At 73.1% G+C, this 18,735-nt stretch carries 14 protein-coding genes and 1 pseudogene; 12 read left to right on the forward strand and 3 right to left on the reverse strand.

All coding sequences use genetic code 11. From position 1 onward, the window contains the following. Positions 1–233 precede the first annotated feature (233 nt). From IE313_RS31465 to IE313_RS31485, 5 genes are all read left to right on the forward strand, one after another. Positions 234–1,205: a helix-turn-helix domain-containing protein gene (locus IE313_RS31465; RefSeq protein WP_189938268.1), complete on the forward strand. Its 972-nt coding sequence runs from the start codon at positions 234–236 to the stop codon at positions 1,203–1,205. A gap of 70 nt (positions 1,206–1,275) precedes the next feature. Further along, a complete protein-coding gene (gene rimO / locus IE313_RS31470) occupies positions 1,276–2,874 on the forward strand; it encodes a 30S ribosomal protein S12 methylthiotransferase RimO (protein WP_189938270.1) in 1,599 nt (532 codons plus the stop codon). Continuing rightward, complete coding sequence (gene pgsA / locus IE313_RS31475) at positions 2,871–3,794, forward strand: CDP-diacylglycerol--glycerol-3-phosphate 3-phosphatidyltransferase (RefSeq protein WP_189938272.1); 924 nt, start codon at positions 2,871–2,873, stop codon at positions 3,792–3,794. The genes rimO and pgsA overlap by 4 nt, the downstream gene beginning before the upstream one ends. Continuing rightward, a complete protein-coding gene (locus tag IE313_RS31480) occupies positions 3,791–4,315 on the forward strand; it encodes a CinA family protein (RefSeq protein ID WP_189938273.1) in 525 nt (174 codons plus the stop codon). Before pgsA ends, IE313_RS31480 begins: the two co-directional genes overlap by 4 nt. A gap of 109 nt (positions 4,316–4,424) precedes the next feature. Beyond that, positions 4,425–4,802 carry a helix-turn-helix domain-containing protein gene (locus IE313_RS31485; RefSeq protein WP_189938274.1) on the forward strand — a complete coding sequence of 126 codons (378 nt, stop codon included), beginning with the start codon at positions 4,425–4,427 and terminating at the stop codon, positions 4,800–4,802. Between the two features lie 488 nt (positions 4,803–5,290). Here the strand turns inward: IE313_RS31485 and IE313_RS31490 are convergent, their stop codons facing one another. Then, a complete protein-coding gene (locus tag IE313_RS31490) occupies positions 5,291–6,199 on the reverse strand; it encodes an Fpg/Nei family DNA glycosylase (RefSeq protein WP_189938275.1) in 909 nt (302 codons plus the stop codon). 64 nt (positions 6,200–6,263) lie between these two features. Continuing rightward, positions 6,264–11,258, reverse strand: a complete 4,995-nt coding sequence (locus IE313_RS31495) for an ATP-dependent helicase (protein ID WP_189938276.1) — start codon at positions 11,256–11,258, stop codon at positions 6,264–6,266. Positions 11,259–11,349: 91 nt separating this feature from the next. Between IE313_RS31495 and IE313_RS31500 the strand changes: the two are divergent. The 3 genes and pseudogenes from IE313_RS31500 to IE313_RS31510 form a co-directional block, all read left to right on the forward strand. Next, positions 11,350–12,186: pseudogene (locus tag IE313_RS31500) on the forward strand (AraC family transcriptional regulator); the annotation flags it as partial. A 343-nt stretch (positions 12,187–12,529) separates the two neighbouring features. Next, the gene (locus IE313_RS31505; RefSeq protein WP_189938278.1) at positions 12,530–13,198 is read left to right on the forward strand and encodes an AzlC family ABC transporter permease; all 669 of its coding nucleotides are present in this window, start codon (positions 12,530–12,532) and stop codon (positions 13,196–13,198) included. Next, positions 13,195–13,509, forward strand: a complete 315-nt coding sequence (locus IE313_RS31510; RefSeq protein ID WP_189938279.1) for an AzlD domain-containing protein — start codon at positions 13,195–13,197, stop codon at positions 13,507–13,509. The genes IE313_RS31505 and IE313_RS31510 overlap by 4 nt, the downstream gene beginning before the upstream one ends. A 149-nt stretch (positions 13,510–13,658) precedes the next feature. Here IE313_RS31510 and IE313_RS31515 read toward each other — a convergent pair whose 3' ends face one another. Then, positions 13,659–14,714 carry a hypothetical protein gene (locus IE313_RS31515; RefSeq protein ID WP_229925116.1) on the reverse strand — a complete coding sequence of 352 codons (1,056 nt, stop codon included), beginning with the start codon at positions 14,712–14,714 and terminating at the stop codon, positions 13,659–13,661. A gap of 78 nt (positions 14,715–14,792) precedes the next feature. On the opposite strand from IE313_RS31515, the gene IE313_RS31520 reads away from it, so the two are divergent. The 4 genes from IE313_RS31520 to recX all read left to right on the forward strand — a co-directional run bounded on the left by IE313_RS31520 (position 14,793) and on the right by recX (position 18,598). After that, the gene (locus IE313_RS31520; RefSeq protein WP_189938281.1) at positions 14,793–14,987 is read left to right on the forward strand and encodes a DUF3046 domain-containing protein; all 195 of its coding nucleotides are present in this window, start codon (positions 14,793–14,795) and stop codon (positions 14,985–14,987) included. A 153-nt stretch (positions 14,988–15,140) separates the two neighbouring features. Next, a complete protein-coding gene (locus tag IE313_RS31525; protein ID WP_373317107.1) occupies positions 15,141–16,466 on the forward strand; it encodes an AI-2E family transporter in 1,326 nt (441 codons plus the stop codon). Between the two features lie 356 nt (positions 16,467–16,822). Further along, entirely contained in the window at positions 16,823–17,950 is a 1,128-nt protein-coding gene (recA, locus tag IE313_RS31530; RefSeq protein ID WP_189938284.1) for a recombinase RecA, read from the forward strand. Positions 17,951–17,953: 3 nt separating this feature from the next. Continuing rightward, positions 17,954–18,598, forward strand: coding sequence for a recombination regulator RecX (recX, locus tag IE313_RS31535; protein ID WP_189938286.1), 645 nt, complete (start codon positions 17,954–17,956; stop codon positions 18,596–18,598). The last annotated feature ends 137 nt before the right edge of the window (positions 18,599–18,735 follow it).

The following is an 18,735-nucleotide window of genomic DNA, read 5'->3' on the forward strand; positions in this document are numbered from 1 at the left end:
ATACGTCAAGTTGGAGGGAAGCGCATCGCCGGCTTCCCCCATCGGGGAAAAGCCCCATCCGGATAGCGTATAAAACCCCTTCTCCCGGTTGCCCCGCCCTTTTGCACCCCCAATAGACTGAACCCCCAGCAGGTGGCTCACGCTCGAAAGGCGCCCCCGTGTCCATCGGCAACTCCCCTGAAACTGACCGCCCCTCGGCGGAAGAAGACCGTCCAGTGGCTGAAAATGACCGTATGTCGAACGACGAGGACCGCCGGTCGGAAGGCGGCGGGCGTTCGGCCTCCGCACCCGACCGCAGGTCGCCGGGCGGCAGCCCGCCGACAGCCAAAGAGGTCCTCCTGTCGGACGACGACGAGGACCTCCTGACGGCCGGCGACGACATCCTGCCCGCCACCGGTGACGCCCTCCTGCCGGACGACGACTCCCTGGCGATCGGCCGCGCCCTCCAGCGCGCCCGGCTCGACGCCGGACTGACCGTCGACGACATCAGTACCGCCACCCGGGTCCGCATCCCGATCGTGCACGCGATCGAGCAGGACGACTTCAGCCGGTGCGGCGGCGACGTCTACGCCAAGGGCCACATCAGGGCCCTCGCCCGCGCCGTCGGCCTCGACCCCGAACCGCTGGTCGAGCGGTACGACGCCGAGTACGGCAGCCGGGACGCACCGACGCCCGCCACCCCGCTCTTCGAGGCCGAGCGGATCAGGCCGGACCGCCGCAGTCCCAACTGGACGGCCGCCATGGTCGCCGCGATCGTGGCCGTCATCGGATTCGTCGGCTTCACGCTCTTCCACGGCAACGCCCCCGCCGGCGGATCCAGGACGCAGGCCGCCGAGGGTGCGAACCCGGCCGCCAGCAAACCCGCGGCCAAGCCCCACCACACCCCCGAGCCCGACGCACCCAAGCCCGATCCCTCCGGCAGTGCGATCGCCGCCGCCCCGCACGACAAGGTGACGGTACTGGTGAACGCCGCGGACGGCCGTAGCTGGATCTCGGCCAAGGACCACAACGGCCAACTGCTCTTCGACGGCCTCCTGAAGAAGGGCGAGCAGAAGACCTTCCAGGACAGCCAGAAGATCGACCTGATCCTCGGTGACGCCGGTTCCATCCAGCTCTTCGTGAACGGCAAGAAGATCGACAACCAGTTCCGCCCCGGTCAGGTGCAGCGCCTTTCGTACACCAAGGGCGATCCCGAGGTCGGCTGAGCAGCGGGTTCCACGGGGCCCGGGCGCCCTGGGGGCCGGTGCTGCCGGTGCGACGAAGTAGTCTGAGCGCATGCCTGAACGCCGTACCGTCGCTCTCGTCACACTCGGCTGCGCCCGTAACGAGGTGGACTCGGAGGAGCTTGCAGGCCGCTTGGAGGCGGACGGCTGGCAGCTCGTCGAGGACGCCGAGCAAGCGGATGTCGCCGTCGTCAACACCTGTGGTTTCGTGGAGGCCGCCAAGAAGGACTCCGTCGACGCGCTCCTCGAAGCCCATGACCTGAAGGAGCGGGGCAGGACCCAGGCCGTCGTCGCCGTCGGCTGCATGGCCGAGCGGTACGGCAAGGAGCTCGCCGAGGCCCTCCCGGAAGCGGACGGCGTCCTCGGTTTCGACGACTACGCGGATATCTCCGACCGTCTGACGACCATCCTCGGCGGCGGCATCCACGCCTCCCACACCCCGCGTGACCGGCGCAGGCTGCTCCCGGTCAGCCCGGTGGAGCGCCAGCGGGCGGGCACGGGTGTGGCCCTGCCGGGACACGGGCCGGCGGCCGCCCCGAAGACCTCACCGGGGTCGGCCGCCGCCGTGCGTGACGACGCCGCACAGCCGGAGCAGACCGGGCAGCAGGCCGCGGACGGGGCCCCCGCGGACCTCCCCCCGGGCCTTGCCCCGGCCTCCGGTCCCCGGGCGCCGCTGCGGCGCAGACTCGACGGCTCACCCGTCGCCTCGGTCAAGCTCGCCTCCGGCTGCGACCGCCGCTGCACCTTCTGCGCCATCCCCTCCTTCCGCGGCTCCTTCATCTCCCGGCGCCCCGCCGACGTCCTGACGGAGACCCGCTGGCTGGCCGAGCAGGGCGTCAAGGAGGTCATGCTCGTCTCGGAGAACAACACCTCGTACGGCAAGGACCTCGGAGACCTGCGCCTCCTGGAGACCCTGCTGCCCGAGCTGGCCGCCGTGGACGGCATCGAGCGGGTGCGCGTCAGCTACCTCCAGCCCGCCGAGATGCGCCCCGGTCTGATCGACGTGCTGACGTCGACGGAGAAGGTCGCGCCGTACTTCGACCTCTCCTTCCAGCACTCCGCGCCCGGCGTGCTCCGCGCCATGCGGCGGTTCGGGGACACCGACCGGTTCCTCGAACTGCTCGACCGGATCCGCACCAAGGCGCCGCAGGCGGGCGTGCGGTCCAACTTCATCGTCGGCTTCCCCGGCGAGAGCGAGGCCGACCTCGCCGAGCTGGAGCGATTCCTCACCGGCGCGCGGCTGGATGCCATCGGTGTGTTCGGGTACTCCGACGAGGACGGCACGGAAGCCGCCGGCTTCGACGGCAAGCTCGGGGAGGACGAGGTGGCCGAACGCCTTGCGCACGTCGCCCGCCTGGCCGACGAGCTCACCGCCCAGCGCGCCGAGGAGCGCCTCGGGGAGACCGTCGAGGTGCTCGTCGAGACGACCGGCTCCGCGGACGGCACCGAGCCGGCCACCGGCCGCGCCGCCCACCAGGCGCCGGAGACGGACGGTCAGGTCCTGTTCACCGGTGGCGAAGCCGCCGCGACGAACGGTACGGGGCCGGGCGTCGGCCGTATGGTCGTGGCCAAGGTGGTCAGCACCGAGGGGGTCGACCTGGTCGCCGAGGTCATCGACGGAGATATGTGTACCGAGGAGGCGGGCAGATGACCGGAGTCCCGGCATCCGCCGCGGGCGGTTCCGGCAGGCCGGCGCCCGGCGGCAAGCTGGGCGCTGCGGCCGTCAACCAGGCCAGCCTGTGGAACGTCGCCAATCTGCTCACGATGATCCGGCTGCTGCTGGTGCCGGGTTTCGTCGTCCTGATGCTGGCCGGCGGCGGATACGACCCCGCGTGGCGGTCGCTCGCCTGGGCGGCCTTCGCCATCGCCATGATCACGGACCTCTTCGACGGGCACCTGGCCCGTACGTACGACCTGGTCACCGACTTCGGCAAGATCGCCGACCCGATCGCGGACAAGGCGATCATGGGAACGGCACTGGTCTGCCTGTCGGCGCTCGGTGATCTTCCCTGGTGGGTGACGTGCGTCATCCTCGGGCGTGAGCTCGGCATCACCCTGCTCCGTTTCCTGGTGATCCGCTATGGAGTCATTCCGGCCAGTCGCGGCGGCAAGCTGAAGACGCTGTCGCAGGGCATCGCGGTCGGTATGTACGTCCTCGCGCTGACCGGGCCCCTCGCCACGCTCAGGTTCTGGGTGATGGCCATCGCCGTGGCCCTCACCGTGCTGACCGGTCTGGACTATGTGAAACGCGCCATAGTGCTGCGCAGGCTCGGGCTGCGCGGGGAAGGGGACGCGCACGCGGCCGGGGCCGGGGCCGTGGTGGCGGATGCGGCTGTGGGTGCCGGTGCGACGGGTGAGTCCGCTGAGGCCGGAGCCATCGGGGCGTCCGGAGCGATCGGTGGGTCCGGACAGCTCGGGGCGGCCGCCCAGCTCGGGGAGGTGGGCACGGCCGGTGCTCCTGGTGAGGCCGGTGTGTCCGGTGAGGCCGTGGCGGAGGTCGCCGCCGGCCGGCCGCACGGGAGCAACGAGCCGGTCGTGGGGGAGCGCCCCCGTGAGGAGCCGCCGCGATGACGCCCGGGGCGGAAGCGGCGATGCGCCTGTTGCTGGCGCGCGGTGAGACACTTGCCGTGGCGGAGTCGCTGACCGGTGGCCTGGTGGCCGCGGAGCTGACGGTCCTGCCCGGCGCCTCGAAGGTCTTCCGCGGTTCGGTGACCAGTTATGCGACGGACCTGAAGGAAAAGCTGCTGGACGTGGACGGCTCCCTGCTTGCCGAGCGCGGTGCCGTGGACCCCGAGGTGGCGCTGCAGATGGCGCGGGGTGTGCGTGTCGCGCTCGCTGCCGACTGGGGCATCGCCACCACCGGTGTCGCCGGCCCCGAACCCCAGGACGGACACCCGGTCGGTGAGGTGTTCGTCGCGGTCCGGGGGCCGCGGGGCGAGGAGAAAGTGGCGGAGCTGCGGTTGAACGGCCAGCGAGCGGAAATCCGTATGGAGAGTGTACGGAGCGTGCTCAAGCTGCTGCTCCAGCAGCTTTCCGGCGAACGGCCCGGGAACGACCGGGCACAGGATACGGAACAGAACGGGGGGACTTGATGTTTGCAGCCCTCAGTGAACACGACATCGCTCCCCGCACAGCCGCTGCGGGAGGCGGTACGGTGGGGCGTAACGGAAGCGGCTACACGGTCCGAGGAGGGAGCCACCGATGATCCTGCTCCGTCGCCTGCTGGGTGACGTGCTGCGTCGGCAGCGCCAGCGCCAGGGCCGTACTCTGCGCGAAGTCTCCTCGTCCGCCCGAGTCTCGCTCGGCTATCTCTCCGAGGTGGAGCGGGGGCAGAAGGAGGCTTCCTCCGAGCTGCTCTCCGCGATCTGCGACGCGCTTGAGGTACGGATGTCCGAGCTCATGCACGAGGTGAGCGACGAACTCGCCCTCGCCGAGCTGGCGGAGTCGGCGGCTGCGACCGAGTCGGTGCCCGCACCGGCCGTACACCCCATGCTGAATTCGGTCTCGGTGACCGGCGTCCCACCGGAACGGGTGACGATCAAGGCACCCGCCGAGGCAGTGGACGTGGTGGCCGCGTGAGGTTCGCCGCCGCCTGACCCGGCGATCGGAGTGGATCCGGCGAACGGAGTGGATCCGGCGTATCGGGCGGACCCACTGATCCGAGCGGCAGCGTCTCCCGTGACCCGTCTCGTGGGAGCGTGTGCGGCGCCCGGAAGCGCAGGAATGGTACGAAGGCCCCGGCCGGGGCGGCACGGAGGTTCCGTGACCGCCGCGACCGGGGTTTGTGCTGCCTGAGGGCGGATGCCTACGGGCGGATGCCTGCGCGTGCTACCTGTGCGGGCTCCTTCCTGGTGGACGTGTGCGGGTGGGCGTCCGAGTGGGGGTGCGCGGACGCGGGTGTCCGGGTGGTGGGCGCCCGTCCGCGCGGCGGCTGTCCGCGGACGGGCCCAGGGTGGAACTGTCATCTTCCGCGGCGTACCGGCCTCGGCGCGGTTTGTGCCGTCGGCGCTCGTTCGTGCCGGCGACGGCCCGGGGCCCTGCCCTGGTCGTGCGGCCCTTGGCCCTGTTCACTCCCGAGAGGGCTCAGCGCTGGGGGATGTCAGGGGGCTGGAGGGGGCGGCTGCGGGTGCCCTGGGCGCTGGCGCGCCGGCGTTACGTCCGGCGTATGTGGAGTCCCGGTACCGAGGCGTCGGGCCCGTCTGGCATCCAGGGCACCAGTAGGTGGGACGCTCCCGGGAGCCGTCGCCCTGGTCGGCCACCCGGACCGCGGTGCCGCAGCGCAGACAGGGGCGCGGGGCGCGGCCGTAGACGAACAGCCGTGGTGCGCGGCGGCCGGTGGTGGAGCGGGCAGGTTGCTCGCGGTTGGCCTCCAGCAGCCTCTTCGCGAGGACCGGGAGGCTCTCGGCGGCCTCCTGGGGCAGGGCACCGACGGCGAGCCAGGGGGTGGCCCGGAGAAGGAAGCACAGTTCCGATTTGTAGACGTTGCCCACTCCGGCGAGATTGCGCTGATCGAGCAGGGCCTCGCCGAGCGCACGGGAGGGGTCGCTCAGCAGGTTGGCCAGTGCCACGTCCGGGTCCCAGTCCGGGCCGAGCAGATCGGGGCCGAGATGGCCGACCGCGCGCCGCTCGTCCGAGCTGCGGAGCAGTTCGAGGACGGGCAGCCGGTAGCCGACCGCCGTGGGCCCGGCCGTGCCGAGGATCGCCCGGATCTGGTGGCCGGGCCCGCCCCGCCACCGCTCTCCCGGCGTGTAGATCTTCCACGAGCCCTCCATCCCCAGATGGGAGTGGAGGGTCAGACCGCCTTCGAGGCGGGTGAGCAGGTGCTTGCCGCGCGGGACGACCTCCAGGACTGCCCGGCCCGTCAGGTCGGCGGTGGCGTGGGCGGGCACCCGCAGATCGGACCGGATCAGCTCGCGCCCCGCGAGCGCACGGTGCAGCCGCTTCGCGGCCTGCCAGACGGTGTCTCCTTCGGGCATGGGTTCCAGCATCGCACGGCGGTGATGGGCGGCGCCGGGGCGGGCCGGGGCGGCGCCGAAGCGGTCACGCCCGCAGTCGCAGCCCCCTTGGGTTCGCATGGAAGCCGGCGGACTCCAGGACGGCGGCCAGGGGCGAGGTGAGCGACGACTCGCCGTTGATCCGTGCCACCGTGACCGTGCCGAGCCGGCCCGCCTGGGCAGCGGCTGCCAGGGCTCCGGCGGCCGCGCCGAGGCGCGCGTCGTCCGGGGAGAGCGCGGCTTGTGGGGACTCGGGCCAGGCCAGCAGGGTCTTGCCGCCCCGCTCCATGTACAGCGTCAGCTCGCCGTCGACCAGCACGACCAGCGAGCCGGCCTTGCGGCCCGGCTTGTGCCCTGCGCCCGTCGGCGGCTCGGGCCAGGGCAGGGCGGCCCCGTAGGCGTTCGCCGGGTCGGCCGCGGCCAGCACCACGGCACGGGGCGCGCCGCGGTTGCGGGAACGGCCTCCGGAGCCCCAGGCGCCGCCCGTCGCGCCCGCGCGCCGCTCGCCGCCGTACGACCCGCCCTGCTCGTCGAACGCGGAGGGTCCACCGAAGCCGGTAGGGCCCTCGAAGCCGGTGAGCCCTTCGAAACCGCTGGGCTCACCGGGGCCACGGGAACCGTGGAAGCTGCGGGGGCCCTCGAAGCGGACCTCGCCGCCCCCGGTGGACCCATGGGCACCGGGGGCATCCGGAGTGCCCTCGGACCCGGCGGCAGCATCGAACCCCACCGTCCCGTACCCCCCGGCCGCCCCGCCGCCCGTCCCGTACCCTCCGTGCGGGCCGCCGGCACCGCCGGCGGCGGGCGGCAGTGCCTCGCCCCGCTCGCGGGCATTGGCGGCGGCGCGCAGCCGGTCCACCGCGCCGTCCATGGCGAACTGCGCCGCGCCCAGTCCCTCCACGACGTAGCCGCGCCGGGCCTGACCGCTCTCCTCGAAGGCCGACAGGACGCGGTAGAGCGCCGAGAAACCGCCTTCCACACCCTCGGCGGCCACCGCACCCCGGGTGACCACGCCATGGCGGTCGAGCAGGGTGCGTGCCAGGGCGTGGGCACGGACGGTGGCGTCGCCCTCGCGCTCCGGGAGCAGCGACCAGCGCCCGGCGACGGTGGGCGGGCCGTTGCGGGACGTGGGGCGGGCGGTCGTGAGCGAGCCGTACCTGCCGCGTGGGACGGCGCGCTTCGCACGGTGGGCGGTGGCACCGGCGGTGCGACCCGATCCGAGCAGGGCGCGCAGCGGACCGAGGGTGTCGTTGGTCAGCCGTCCCGACCAGGCCAGCTCCCAGATCGAGTCGGCGAGCTGCGGATCGGTGACGTCGGGATGAGTGGTGGCCCGGAGCTGGTCGGCGATCTGGCGGAAGAACAGCCCGTACCCGCCGGAGAGCGCGTCCAGGACGGCCTGGTGCAGGGCCGTGAGCTCCAGGGGGTGCGGGGCGGGCAGCAGGAGCGGTGCCGCATCGGCCAGGTAGAGGCTGACCCAGCCGTCCTTGCCGGGCAGCGCCCCGGCACCGGCCCAGACGACCTCGCCCGCGGCGGTCAGCTCGTCCAGCGTCGCCGGGGCGTAGTCGGAGATCCGGGACGGCAGGACCAGCCGCTCCAGGGCCGAGGCGGGCACCGACGCGCCCTGCAACTGCTCCACGGCCCGCACCAGGCCGTCGATGCCGCGCAGTCCGTGCCCGCCGAGCTGCTGCCACTGCGGCAGGAACTGCGCGAGCGCGGCGGGCGGTACCGGCTCGAGCTCGTGGCGCAGGGCCGCCAGGGAGCGGCGCCGCAGCCTGCGCAGCACGGCGGCGTCGCACCACTCCTGACCGATGCCCGCCGGGTGGAACTCACCCTGTACGAGGCGGCCGCTCGCCGTGAGACGGCCGAGGGCGCCATCGGTGACCGCGGCGCCGAGCCCGAACCGGGCGGCCGCCGCGGCCGAGGTGAACGGGCCGTGGGTGCGCGCATAGCGCGCGAGGAGGTCTCCCAGGGGATCCCTCACCGGCTCGGTGAACGCCTCGGGGACGCCCACGGGCAGGGCGGTGCCGAGCGCGTCCCGCAGCCGGCCCGCGTCCTCCACCGCGGCCCAGTGCTCCATGCCGGCGACGCGCACCCGAATGGCCCGGCGGGTGGCGGCCAGCTCCTCCGCCCACTGCGGCTGCCCGCCGCGTTCGGCGAGCTCGGCGTCGGTGAGCGGCCCGAGCACCCGCAGGAGGTCCGCCACGCCCTCCGCGTCCTTCACCCGCCGGTCGTCGGTCAGCCACTGCAGTTCGTGCTCCAGCTCGGCCAGTACGTCGGCGTCGAGCAGCTCGCGCAGCTCCGCCTGGCCCAGCAGCTCGGCGAGCAGCCGTGAGTCCAGCGACAGGGCGGCCGCGCGGCGCTCGGCGAGCGGGGAGTCGCCCTCGTACAGGAACTGCGCCACGTAGCCGAACAGCAGCGAACGGGCGAAGGGGGACGGCTCCTGGGTGGTGACCTCCACCAGGCGCACCTTGCGGGACTCGATGTCGCCCATCAGCTCGGCGAGCCCGGGGACGTCGAACACGTCCTGGAGGCATTCGCGCACCGCCTCAAGGACGATCGGGAAGGAACCGAACTCGCTGGCCACCTCGAGGAGCTGCGCCGCCCGCTGGCGCTGCTGCCACAGCGGGGTGCGCCGGCCGGGGTTGCGGCGCGGCAGCAGCAGCGCCCGCGCGGCGCACTCCCGGAACCGGGCCGCGAACAGGGCCGAGCCGCCGACCTGGTCGGTGACGATCTGATCGATCTCGCCCTTGTCGAAGACGACGTCCCCGGCGCCGACGGGGGCCTGCTCCGTGTCGTACTCGGTGCCGGAGCGCACCGGGTCCTGATCGAGCAGGTCAAGGCCCATCAGGTCGGCGTCGGGCAGCCGCAGGACGAGGCCGTCGTCCGCGTGCATGACCTGGGCGTCCATGCCGTACCGCTCGGTGAGCCGGGCGCCCAGGGCGAGTGCCCAGGGGGCGTGCACCTGTGCGCCGAAAGGGGAGTGGACGACGACTCGCCAGTCGCCCAGCTCGTCACGGAACCGCTCGACGACGATCGTGCGGTCGTCGGGGACGTGGCCGCAGGCCTGGCGCTGCTCGTCCAGGTAGCCGAGCACATTGTCGGAAGCCCAAGCGTCGAGCCCGGCGGCCAGCAGCCGCAGGCGGGCGTCGTCCCTGGGCAGTGCGCCGACCTCCCGCAGGAAGGCGCCCAGCGCCCGGCCGAGCTCCAGGGGGCGGCCGAGCTGGTCCCCCTTCCAGAACGGCAGCCTGCCCGGGACCCCGGGAGCGGGCGAGACCAGCACGCGGTCGCGGGTGATGTCCTCGATGCGCCAGGAGGTGGTGCCCAGGGTGAAGACGTCACCGACGCGCGACTCGTACACCATCTCCTCGTCCAGCTCGCCGACACGTCCGCCGCCCTTCTTGGGGTCGGCACCGGCGAGGAACACCCCGAAGAGCCCGCGGTCCGGGATGGTGCCCCCCGAGGTGACCGCGAGCCGCTGGGCTCCGGGGCGGCCGGTGACGGTGCCCGCGACCCGGTCCCACACCACGCGCGGGCGCAACTCGGCGAAGGCGTCCGACGGATAGCGGCCGGCGAGCATGTCGAGAACGGCCGTGAACGCGGACTCGGGAAGCGAGGAGAACGGCGCCGACCTGCGCACCAGGGCCAGCAGGTCGTCCACCTGCCAGGTGTCCATGGAGGTCATGGCGACCAACTGCTGCGCGAGGACGTCCAGCGGGTTGGCCGGGATGCGCAGGGCCTCGATGGCGCCGCTGCGCATCCGCTCGGTGACCACGGCGGACTGCACGAGATCACCGCGGTACTTCGGGAAGACGACACCGGTGGAGACCGCGCCCACCTGGTGACCCGCACGCCCCACGCGCTGCAGCCCGGACGCCACCGACGGCGGCGACTCCACCTGTACGACGAGGTCCACCGCGCCCATGTCGATGCCCAGCTCCAGGCTGGAGGTGGCCACCACGGCGGGCAGCCGGCCCGCCTTCAGGTCCTCCTCCACCTGGGCCCGCTGCTCCTTGGAGACCGAGCCGTGATGGGCGCGCGCGATGACCGCGGGGGCGCCCTGGGCGGCACCCGAACCGCCCATGAGCTGGGCCGGGGCGTGGGCCTCGTCCAGCGGCTCGCCGGTGGCGCGTTCGTAGGCGATCTCGTTGAGGCGGTTGCACAGGCGCTCCGCGAGGCGGCGGGAGTTGGCGAACACGATGGTGGACCTGTGGGCCTGGACCAGGTCGGTGATCCGCTCCTCGACATGCGGCCAGATGGAGGGCCGCTCCGCGCCCTGGTCGTCCGCCGCGGGAGAGCCGCCGAGCTCGCCGAGGTCCTCCACGGGCACGACCACGGACAGGTCGAACTCCTTGCCCGAAGGCGGCTGGACGATCTCCGCCCTGCGCCGCGGGGAGAGGTAGCGCGCGATCTCGTCCACCGGGCGCACCGTCGCGGACAGGCCGATACGGCGTGCCGGCTTCGGCAGCAGCGCGTCGAGGCGCTCAAGGGACAGGGCGAGGTGGGCGCCGCGCTTGGTGCCCGCGACCGCGTGCACCTCGTCGAGGATCACCGTCTCGATGCCGGTCAGCGCCTCGCGGGTGGCCGAGGTCAGCATCAGGAAGAGCGATTCCGGGGTGGTGATCAGGATGTCCGGCGGCCGGGTCGACAGCGCCCGCCGCTCGGCCGCGGGGGTGTCACCGGAGCGGATGCCGACGCGTACCTCGGGTTCGGGCAGGCCGAGGCGCACCGCTTCCTGGCGGATGCCCGTCAGCGGACTGCGCAGATTGCGCTCCACGTCGACGGCGAGGGCCTTCAGCGGTGAGACGTACAGCACACGGCAGCGCTTCTTCTGGTCCGCGGGCGGCGGGGCCGAGGCAAGCTGGTCCAGCGCCGCGAGGAAGGCGGCCAGCGTCTTGCCCGAGCCGGTGGGGGCCACGACGAGGACGTCCGACCCCGCACCGATGGCCCGCCACGCGCCCGCCTGGGCCGCGGTGGGCGCGGAGAAGGCCCCCGCGAACCAGCCGCGGGTCGCGGGGGTGAAGCCGTCGAGAGCGTCATGCGCCATGCCCCCATCCTGCACCCGCCCACTGACAACCGCCCGGACCTGCGCAGACGCCGTGTATGACGCGGCAGTGGCACCGGCGCAGAATGGGGGGATGGCGGGCAGGAGAGAGCGGGCACGGCACTGGCGGTACGCGGAGTTGCCGGGCGTCGACCTGCTCCGGGCCCGCTACGTCCACAAGACGTTCGTGCGCCACACCCACGAGAACTTCGTGATCGCCGCCATCACCGAGGGCGTCGAGATCTTCCACCACGGAGGCGCCGATCGGTACGCGGGCCCCGGCGCGCTGGCCCTCGTCAATCCGGACACCGCGCACACGGGCCGCGCCGGTGTCCCCGAGGGCTGGCGGTACGGCGCGGTGTACCCGGCACCGGAACTGGTCGCCGAGATCGCCGCCGACACCACCGCCCTCAGGGGCACCCCCGGCTTCGCCACCCCCGTCCTGGACGACCCGTACAGCGCGGACCTGGTCCACCAGGTGCTGCGCGCCGCCGACGAGGGCAACGCGCTGGCCGCCGACACGCTGCTGCGCGTCGTGGTGACCCGGCTGCTGCGGCTGAACGGGGGCACACCGCCCCAGCGCCCGCCGTCCAGCGCGGGCGCCCGCATCGCCGCACGCGCGCGTGCCGTACTGGAGGAGCGGATGACGGACCCGCCCACCCTGGACAGCCTCGCCGCCGACCTCGGCACCAGCCCGTTCGCGCTGCTGCGCGCCTTCCGCGCCAGCTACGGGATGCCCCCGCACACCTGGCTCACCGACGCGCGGGTGCGCCGTGCCCGCCGGCTGCTCGACGCGGGCACGGCACCCGCCCAGGCGGCCGTCGACGTCGGCTTCACCGACCAGCCGCACCTCACCCGTCACTTCGCCCGCATCGTCGGCGTGCCGCCCGGTGCCTACCAGCGGGAGCGCAAGAACGTACAAGACCGGCCGGCATGCCTTCCGTAACGTCCACGGCGTGGCAGAACAGAAAGCATCAGCAGACGGAGGCGTCGCCGGAGGCGCCACCCAGGCGGGCGCCCCGGGGAGCGCCGGGTGGGGAGGCGCGGCGGGAGGCACTTCCCGAGGGGACGCGGGGGAGGCCACGTCCCGAGGGGGTGCGGGGGCAGGTGCCGCCCAGGGAGGCGTTCGGGGCGGTGCCGCGGCGGCCCTCGGCCAGGCGGGCGCATCGCGCCGTGCGGGGTGCGGGCGTGCGGAGCAGCGGTCTGAGCGTGCGGAGCACGGGAGCACGGGCGGCGGGAAGCCCGACGCCGCCGTCGTCCGGGACGCGCTCGGTGTGGGGACCGCCGTGGGGCTCTCCGGGTTCGCCTTCGGCGTGACCTCGGCGGGCAGCGGTCTCACCGTCCTCCAGACCTGTGCGCTCAGCCTGCTCGTGTTCACCGGAGCCTCGCAGTTCGCGCTGGTCGGTGCGCTCGCCGCGGGCGGCGCCCCGCTCACCGCGGCCGCCGGGGCCCTCTTCCTGGGAGTGCGCAACGCGTTCTACGGACTGCGCCTGTCGCAGCGACTGGCACTCCCGCGCGCGTTGCGTCCCGCCGCGGCCCAGTGGGTCATCGACGAGACCACCGCCGTGTCGCTGGCCCAGCCCACCCGGCGCAGTGCCCGCATCGGCTTCGCCGTCACCGGCCTGACCCTCTACGTGCTGTGGAACCTCACCACCCTCGTGGGAGCGGTCGGCGCCCGGGCCGTCGGGGACACCGGCACCTGGGGGCTCGACGCCGCCAGTCCCGCCGTCTTCCTGGCGCTGCTCGCACCCATGCTGCGCACCGCGACCGAACGCGCCGTCGCCGCGGTCGCCGTCGTCCTCGGCCTCGGGCTGCTGCCCGTCCTGCCCACCGGGGTCCCCGTCCTCGCCGCGGCGCTGGCCGCTCCCGCCGTCCTCTGGGGCGCCGGCCGCAGGCGCCGGCCGCACACGTCACAGACACCGTCCGCAAAGGAAGAACGTTGAACATCTGGATCGCCGTCGGGCTCACCGCGGTCGGCTGCTACGCGGTGAAGCTCATGGGCCTCGTCGTGCCGGCCGGAGTCCTGGAGCGCCCGCTCGTCGGACGGCTGGCGGCCCTGCTCCCCGTGGCCCTGCTCGCCGCACTCACCGCCCAGCAGACGTTCGCCGACGGACACTCGCTCGTCGTCGACACCAAGGCCGCCGGCCTGGCCGCCGCCGCGGTGGCCCTCATGCTGCGCGCCCCGTTCCTGGCCGTGCTGGCATCGGCCGTCCTGGTCACCGCCGCGGTGAGAGCGATCACAGGGTGGGGGTGATCGCAGGACCGAGGGCGGCTGCCGGCTGATGACGAGGGCAGCCGGGGGTGATCGCAGGCTGAGCGGACGGCCCTGCGCACCGGCCCGGGGCACGTGCGGTCCTCCGGGCGACGTGCCTCCCGCCCGGAGGACCGCGCCCCGGCAGGTGCTCAGCCGATCGGCCGCCCGTAGGCACGCAGGGTGCGCAGGGCCTCGATCGTCAGCCCGGGGCGCCGCTCCAGGCGCTCCACCACCGCGCCCGGCGACCAGCGGCGCTCCGTGGGCGGCCCCCCGGGGCCGCTCGGCAGAAGGGGCCAGCCGCCGTCCTGCTGCTGGTCGGCGGCGAGGAAGTCCAGGGACCGGGCGATCTCGTCGTCGGTGAACCACCCGCGCGCGAGGGACTCAGGCACTTTGGCGTAGTCGTGCGGGAAGTGATGCGCCCCCGGCGCACACCCCGCAGCCACCGGATACGCGTCTAGCTGCTGCGGGTCCAGCACGGCCAGCCGCTGCTCGCGCACCAGCCTGCCGAGCCGATCGGCGGCCGCCTGCGCGCGCGGGCGGTCGGGCACGGAGTCCAGGAAGGTGACAGCCGCCTGGACCTCGTGCGGACTGGGCGCCTCCAGGCACTCGATCGCCTGCCAGCAGAAGTCGGTGGCCCGGAACAGCCACGCGTGCCACACGTCATTGCGGTGCAGCAGGCCCACCACGGGCCCGGTGGTCAGCAGTTCGCCCTGGGCACTCCCGAAGGGGTGCCGGCCCGGCAGGAACGCCGGCAGGGCGCCGTCGGCGGCGGACGCGGCCGTCAGATAGCGGCCCAGGCGCTCCACCCGCTGCCCCCCGCAGCGCCCGATCGAATCCAGCACGCGGAGCGCGTACACGGCGTGCGCCGGCCTGCTCTGCGGCCCCCGCAACCCCGGATCCAGCGCGTGCCCGTACCCCTCGTCCTCGTTGCGGTACGCCCTCAGGGCGGTCTCCACGGCCTCGGCGCCGGCGTTCCCCGCACCGAGGAAGTGGTACGCGAACCGGCGCTGCTCGAGAATCCGGGCGGTCAGCCGGACGAACTCCTCGGCGCGCAGCAGCACGGAGGACTTCGCGGCGGGCGTCCCCCCGGGGCGCACCGGGATCGCGGGACGTACCTGGCGCGGCGGTGCCGGGACCACGCTGTGCGGGGCGTGCAGAGGACGGCGTGGTGACGGAGTGTGAGCGGTAGTTCCCGTTTCGGTCATGTTCAGACGGTAGGCCGCAACAGGCCGTCACCGTGGCCGTCCGGCTCGGCTGCACTCCGCGGGCGGGATACTGGTGGCATGCGGTTGACGGTCTTCTGGCAGCGGATGGTGGATCACTTCGGCGCGGGATACGCCGACTCCTTTGCGCGCGATCATGTGATGTCCCAGCTCGGCGGGCGTACGGTCCATGAGGCACTGGACGCGGGCTGGGAGGCGAAGGACGTCTGGCGCGCGGTGTGCGACGCCATGGGCGTCCCCGTCGAAAAGCGCTGACTCCCCTTTCCGGGGCGTGCCGCGCCCCTGCGGGCGCCCGACCGCGGGCCTGCTGCATTCGCGCCCGTGCGCCCTTCCGTACCTCCATGCGCCCCTAGAGGCGCAGGCCGGGGGCGGCGCAGAGCTGCCGCCGGCATACGTGAGACTTGCGGCGTGGCACCGACAGACGAGACGCGCCGGGCAGCCCCGGACGATGCACCCATCCCCGAATCTCCCGGCGAGGCAGCCCGCGCGCCCGCACCACCCGCCTCGGGGGGCTCGGACGGCGGCGCTGCCCGCATGCCGAGCTGGCTGCCGCGTGCCCTGGTGCTCGCACTCGCCCTCATCGCCTGCTTCCAACTGGGCAGTTGGGCCTTCCACCAGCTCGTAGGACTGCTGATCAACGTACTGATCGCGTTCTTCCTGGCCCTCGCCGTCGAGCCGGCCGTCAGTTGGATGGCCGCCTACGGCATGCGCCGGGGCCTTGCGACCCTGCTGGTCTTCCTCGCGGTCCTGATCGGCTGCGCGGGCTTCGCCACACTGCTCGGCTCGATGCTGGCCGGTCAGATCGTCGACATGGTGGAGGACTTCCCCGGCACGCTCGACTCGTTGATCAACTGGATGAACACCACTTTCCACAGCGACCTCAGCCGGGTCGAGATCCAGGACAGCCTGCTGCACTCGGACTGGCTCCAGTCGTACGTCCGCAACAGCGCGAGCGGTGTGCTCGACGTCTCCACCCAGGTGCTGGGCGGCCTCTTCCGGCTGCTGACGGTCGCGCTGTTCTCGTTCTACTTCGCCGCGGACGGCCCCCGGCTGCGCCGCGCCCTGTGCTCCGTGCTGCCGCCCGCCAGGCAGGCCGAGGTGCTGCGCGCGTGGGAGATCGCGGTCACCAAGACCGGCGGCTACATCTACTCCCGGGGTCTCATGGCCCTCATCTCGGGCTTCGCGCACTACGTGCTGCTGGCGGCCCTGGACGTGCAGTACGCGCCCGTGCTCGGCGTGTGGGTGGGATTCGTCTCGCAGTTCATACCGACCATCGGCACCTATCTCGCGGGCGCCCTGCCGATGCTGCTCGCCTTCGCGGTCAATCCCTGGTACGCGCTGTGGGTCTTCCTCTTCGTCGTGGTCTACCAGCAGTTCGAGAACTACCTTCTGCAACCCAAGCTCACCGCGCGCACCGTCGACGTCCACCCGGCGGTCGCTTTCGGTTCCGTCATCGCGGGTTCGGCCCTGCTGGGTGCCGTCGGCGCGCTGATCGCGATCCCCGCGACGGCCACCCTGCAGGCGTTCCTCGGCGTGTACGTGAAGCGTTACGACGTCATGGACGACCCGCGGGTCGGGGGACACCGCGGCGGACGGACCAGGGGCACGTTCCTGTCGCGGCTGCGGCGGGTCGCCTCCGTACCGCGGGGAGTGGGCGGCGCGCGGCCGCGGCGGACCGGTAGGGGCGGCGTCGCCCGGCCCGGTCCGGGCGACGCCGCGCCCGAGGAGGCGTAGGGTCTTCGCGCCGCGGCTCGGGTGTCCCACCGGCGGTGTGCCGTGATGGAGGCGCGTGCCGCGACGCGTGGATCGTCCGACCGCGGTGGTGGCATCGCGGCGGTGGCGCCGTGGCGGGCGTGGCGTGGCGGGCGTGCTGCGTGGGGGCAGGGCGTGGCGTGGTGCGCTTGACACGAAAATCGAACATCTATTCTTATGGGGGAGCGGGCCGCGCGCACCCGGGACCTTCCCGGCCGATGCCCGGGGGATTTCCCTGAGTTATCCACAGGCCGGGCAGGCGTCGAGGCGCATTGTCAGTGGCAGGCGTTAGCGTCTTTGACGTGAAGCGATCGACTCAAGCAAACCGGGTGGAACCCATGGCAGGAACCGACCGCGAGAAGGCTCTCGACGCCGCCCTCGCGCAGATTGAACGGCAATTCGGCAAGGGCGCCGTCATGCGCCTCGGGGAGCGGCCGAACGAGCCCATCGAGGTCATCCCCACCGGGTCGACCGCGCTCGACGTCGCCCTCGGCGTCGGCGGCCTGCCGCGCGGGCGCGTAGTGGAGGTGTACGGACCGGAGTCCTCCGGTAAGACCACCCTGACGCTGCACGCGGTGGCGAACGCCCAGAAGGCGGGCGGTCAGGTAGCGTTCGTCGACGCGGAGCACGCCCTCGACCCCGAGTACGCGAAGAAGCTCGGCGTCGACATCGACAACCTGATCCTCTCCCAGCCCGACAACGGCGAGCAGGCGCTCGAGATCACCGACATGCTGGTCCGTTCCGGCGCCCTCGACCTGATCGTGATCGACTCCGTCGCCGCGCTCGTACCGCGCGCGGAGATCGAGGGCGAGATGGGCGACTCGCACGTCGGCCTCCAGGCCCGCCTGATGAGCCAGGCACTGCGGAAGATCACCAGTGCGCTCAACCAGTCGAAGACCACCGCGATCTTCATCAACCAGTTGCGTGAGAAGATCGGTGTGATGTTCGGCTCCCCGGAGACCACCACCGGCGGTCGGGCCCTGAAGTTCTACGCGTCCGTGCGCATCGACATCCGACGCATCGAAACCCTGAAGGACGGCACGGAGGCGGTCGGCAACCGCACCCGCTGCAAGGTCGTCAAGAACAAGGTCGCGCCCCCCTTCAAGCAGGCCGAGTTCGACATCCTCTACGGTCAGGGCATCAGCCGCGAGGGCGGCCTGATCGACATGGGCGTCGAGCACGGCTTCGTCCGCAAGGCAGGCGCCTGGTACACGTACGAGGGCGACCAGCTCGGCCAGGGCAAGGAGAACGCCCGCAATTTCCTGAGGGACAACCCCGACCTCGCCAACGAGATCGAGAAGAAGATCAAGGAGAAGCTCGGCGTGGGCGTCCAGCCGGATGCCCCGGCACAGGAGCCGGGCGCGGACGCCGCCGTCGTCGCCACCCCTGCCGCGGACGTCCCCAAGGCCGCCCCCGTGGCGGCCGTCAAGGCCACCAAGTCCAAGGCCGCGGCGGCCAAGAGCTAGTCCATGACGCGGCGAACCGACTGGCCGGAGCCCGCGGAGCCGCCCGGTGGCACGGGCCGCGGCCACACCACCGATGGCCCCCGGCCGGTGGCGGACCAGGACCGCGGTGCCTCTCTCCCGTCGAGGGCCGGGAAAGAGGCACCGCCAGGGGACCCGGTGGAGCAGGCGCGGGCCCTCTGCCTGCGCCTGCTCACCGGGACCCCGCGCACCCGCAAGCAGCTCGCGGACGCCCTCCGTCGCCGCGACATCCCCGATGACGTGGCGGAGGAGGTCCTGAGCAGGTTCGAGGAGGTCGGCCTCATCGACGACGGCGCCTTCGCCGACGCCTGGGTGGAGTCCCGCCATCACGGCCGCGGCCTGGCCCGCCGTGCCCTCGCACAGGAGCTGCGCACCAAGGGCGTGGACGCGGCACTGATCGACGAGGCGGTCGGGCACCTCGACTCAGAACAGGAAGAGGAGACCGCCCGGGAACTCGTCGCCCGCAAGCTCCGCTCCACTCGCGGCCTCGACCGCGACAGGCGCCTGCGCCGCCTCGCGGGCATGCTCGCCCGCAAGGGGTATCCGGAAGGCATGGCCCTCCGTGTGGTCCGGCGCGCCCTGGAGGAGGAGGGCGAGGACACCGAAGGACTGGGCGAAGACGGTTTCTGAGCCCGCCTCGGTGCCTGGCCACCGGGCGGGGTCGTTCACCGAGGCGAATCCTGCACGGCGTTGCGCGGGCGGGAGGCCCGGACCGCACGCGGTCAGTGCCGTCCGCCGGCCCCGCGCGGACGGCCCTCGCCCAGCCG

It is taken from the genome of Streptomyces sulfonofaciens (assembly GCF_014656295.1).
GTDB lineage: Bacteria > Actinomycetota > Actinomycetes > Streptomycetales > Streptomycetaceae > Streptomyces > Streptomyces sulfonofaciens.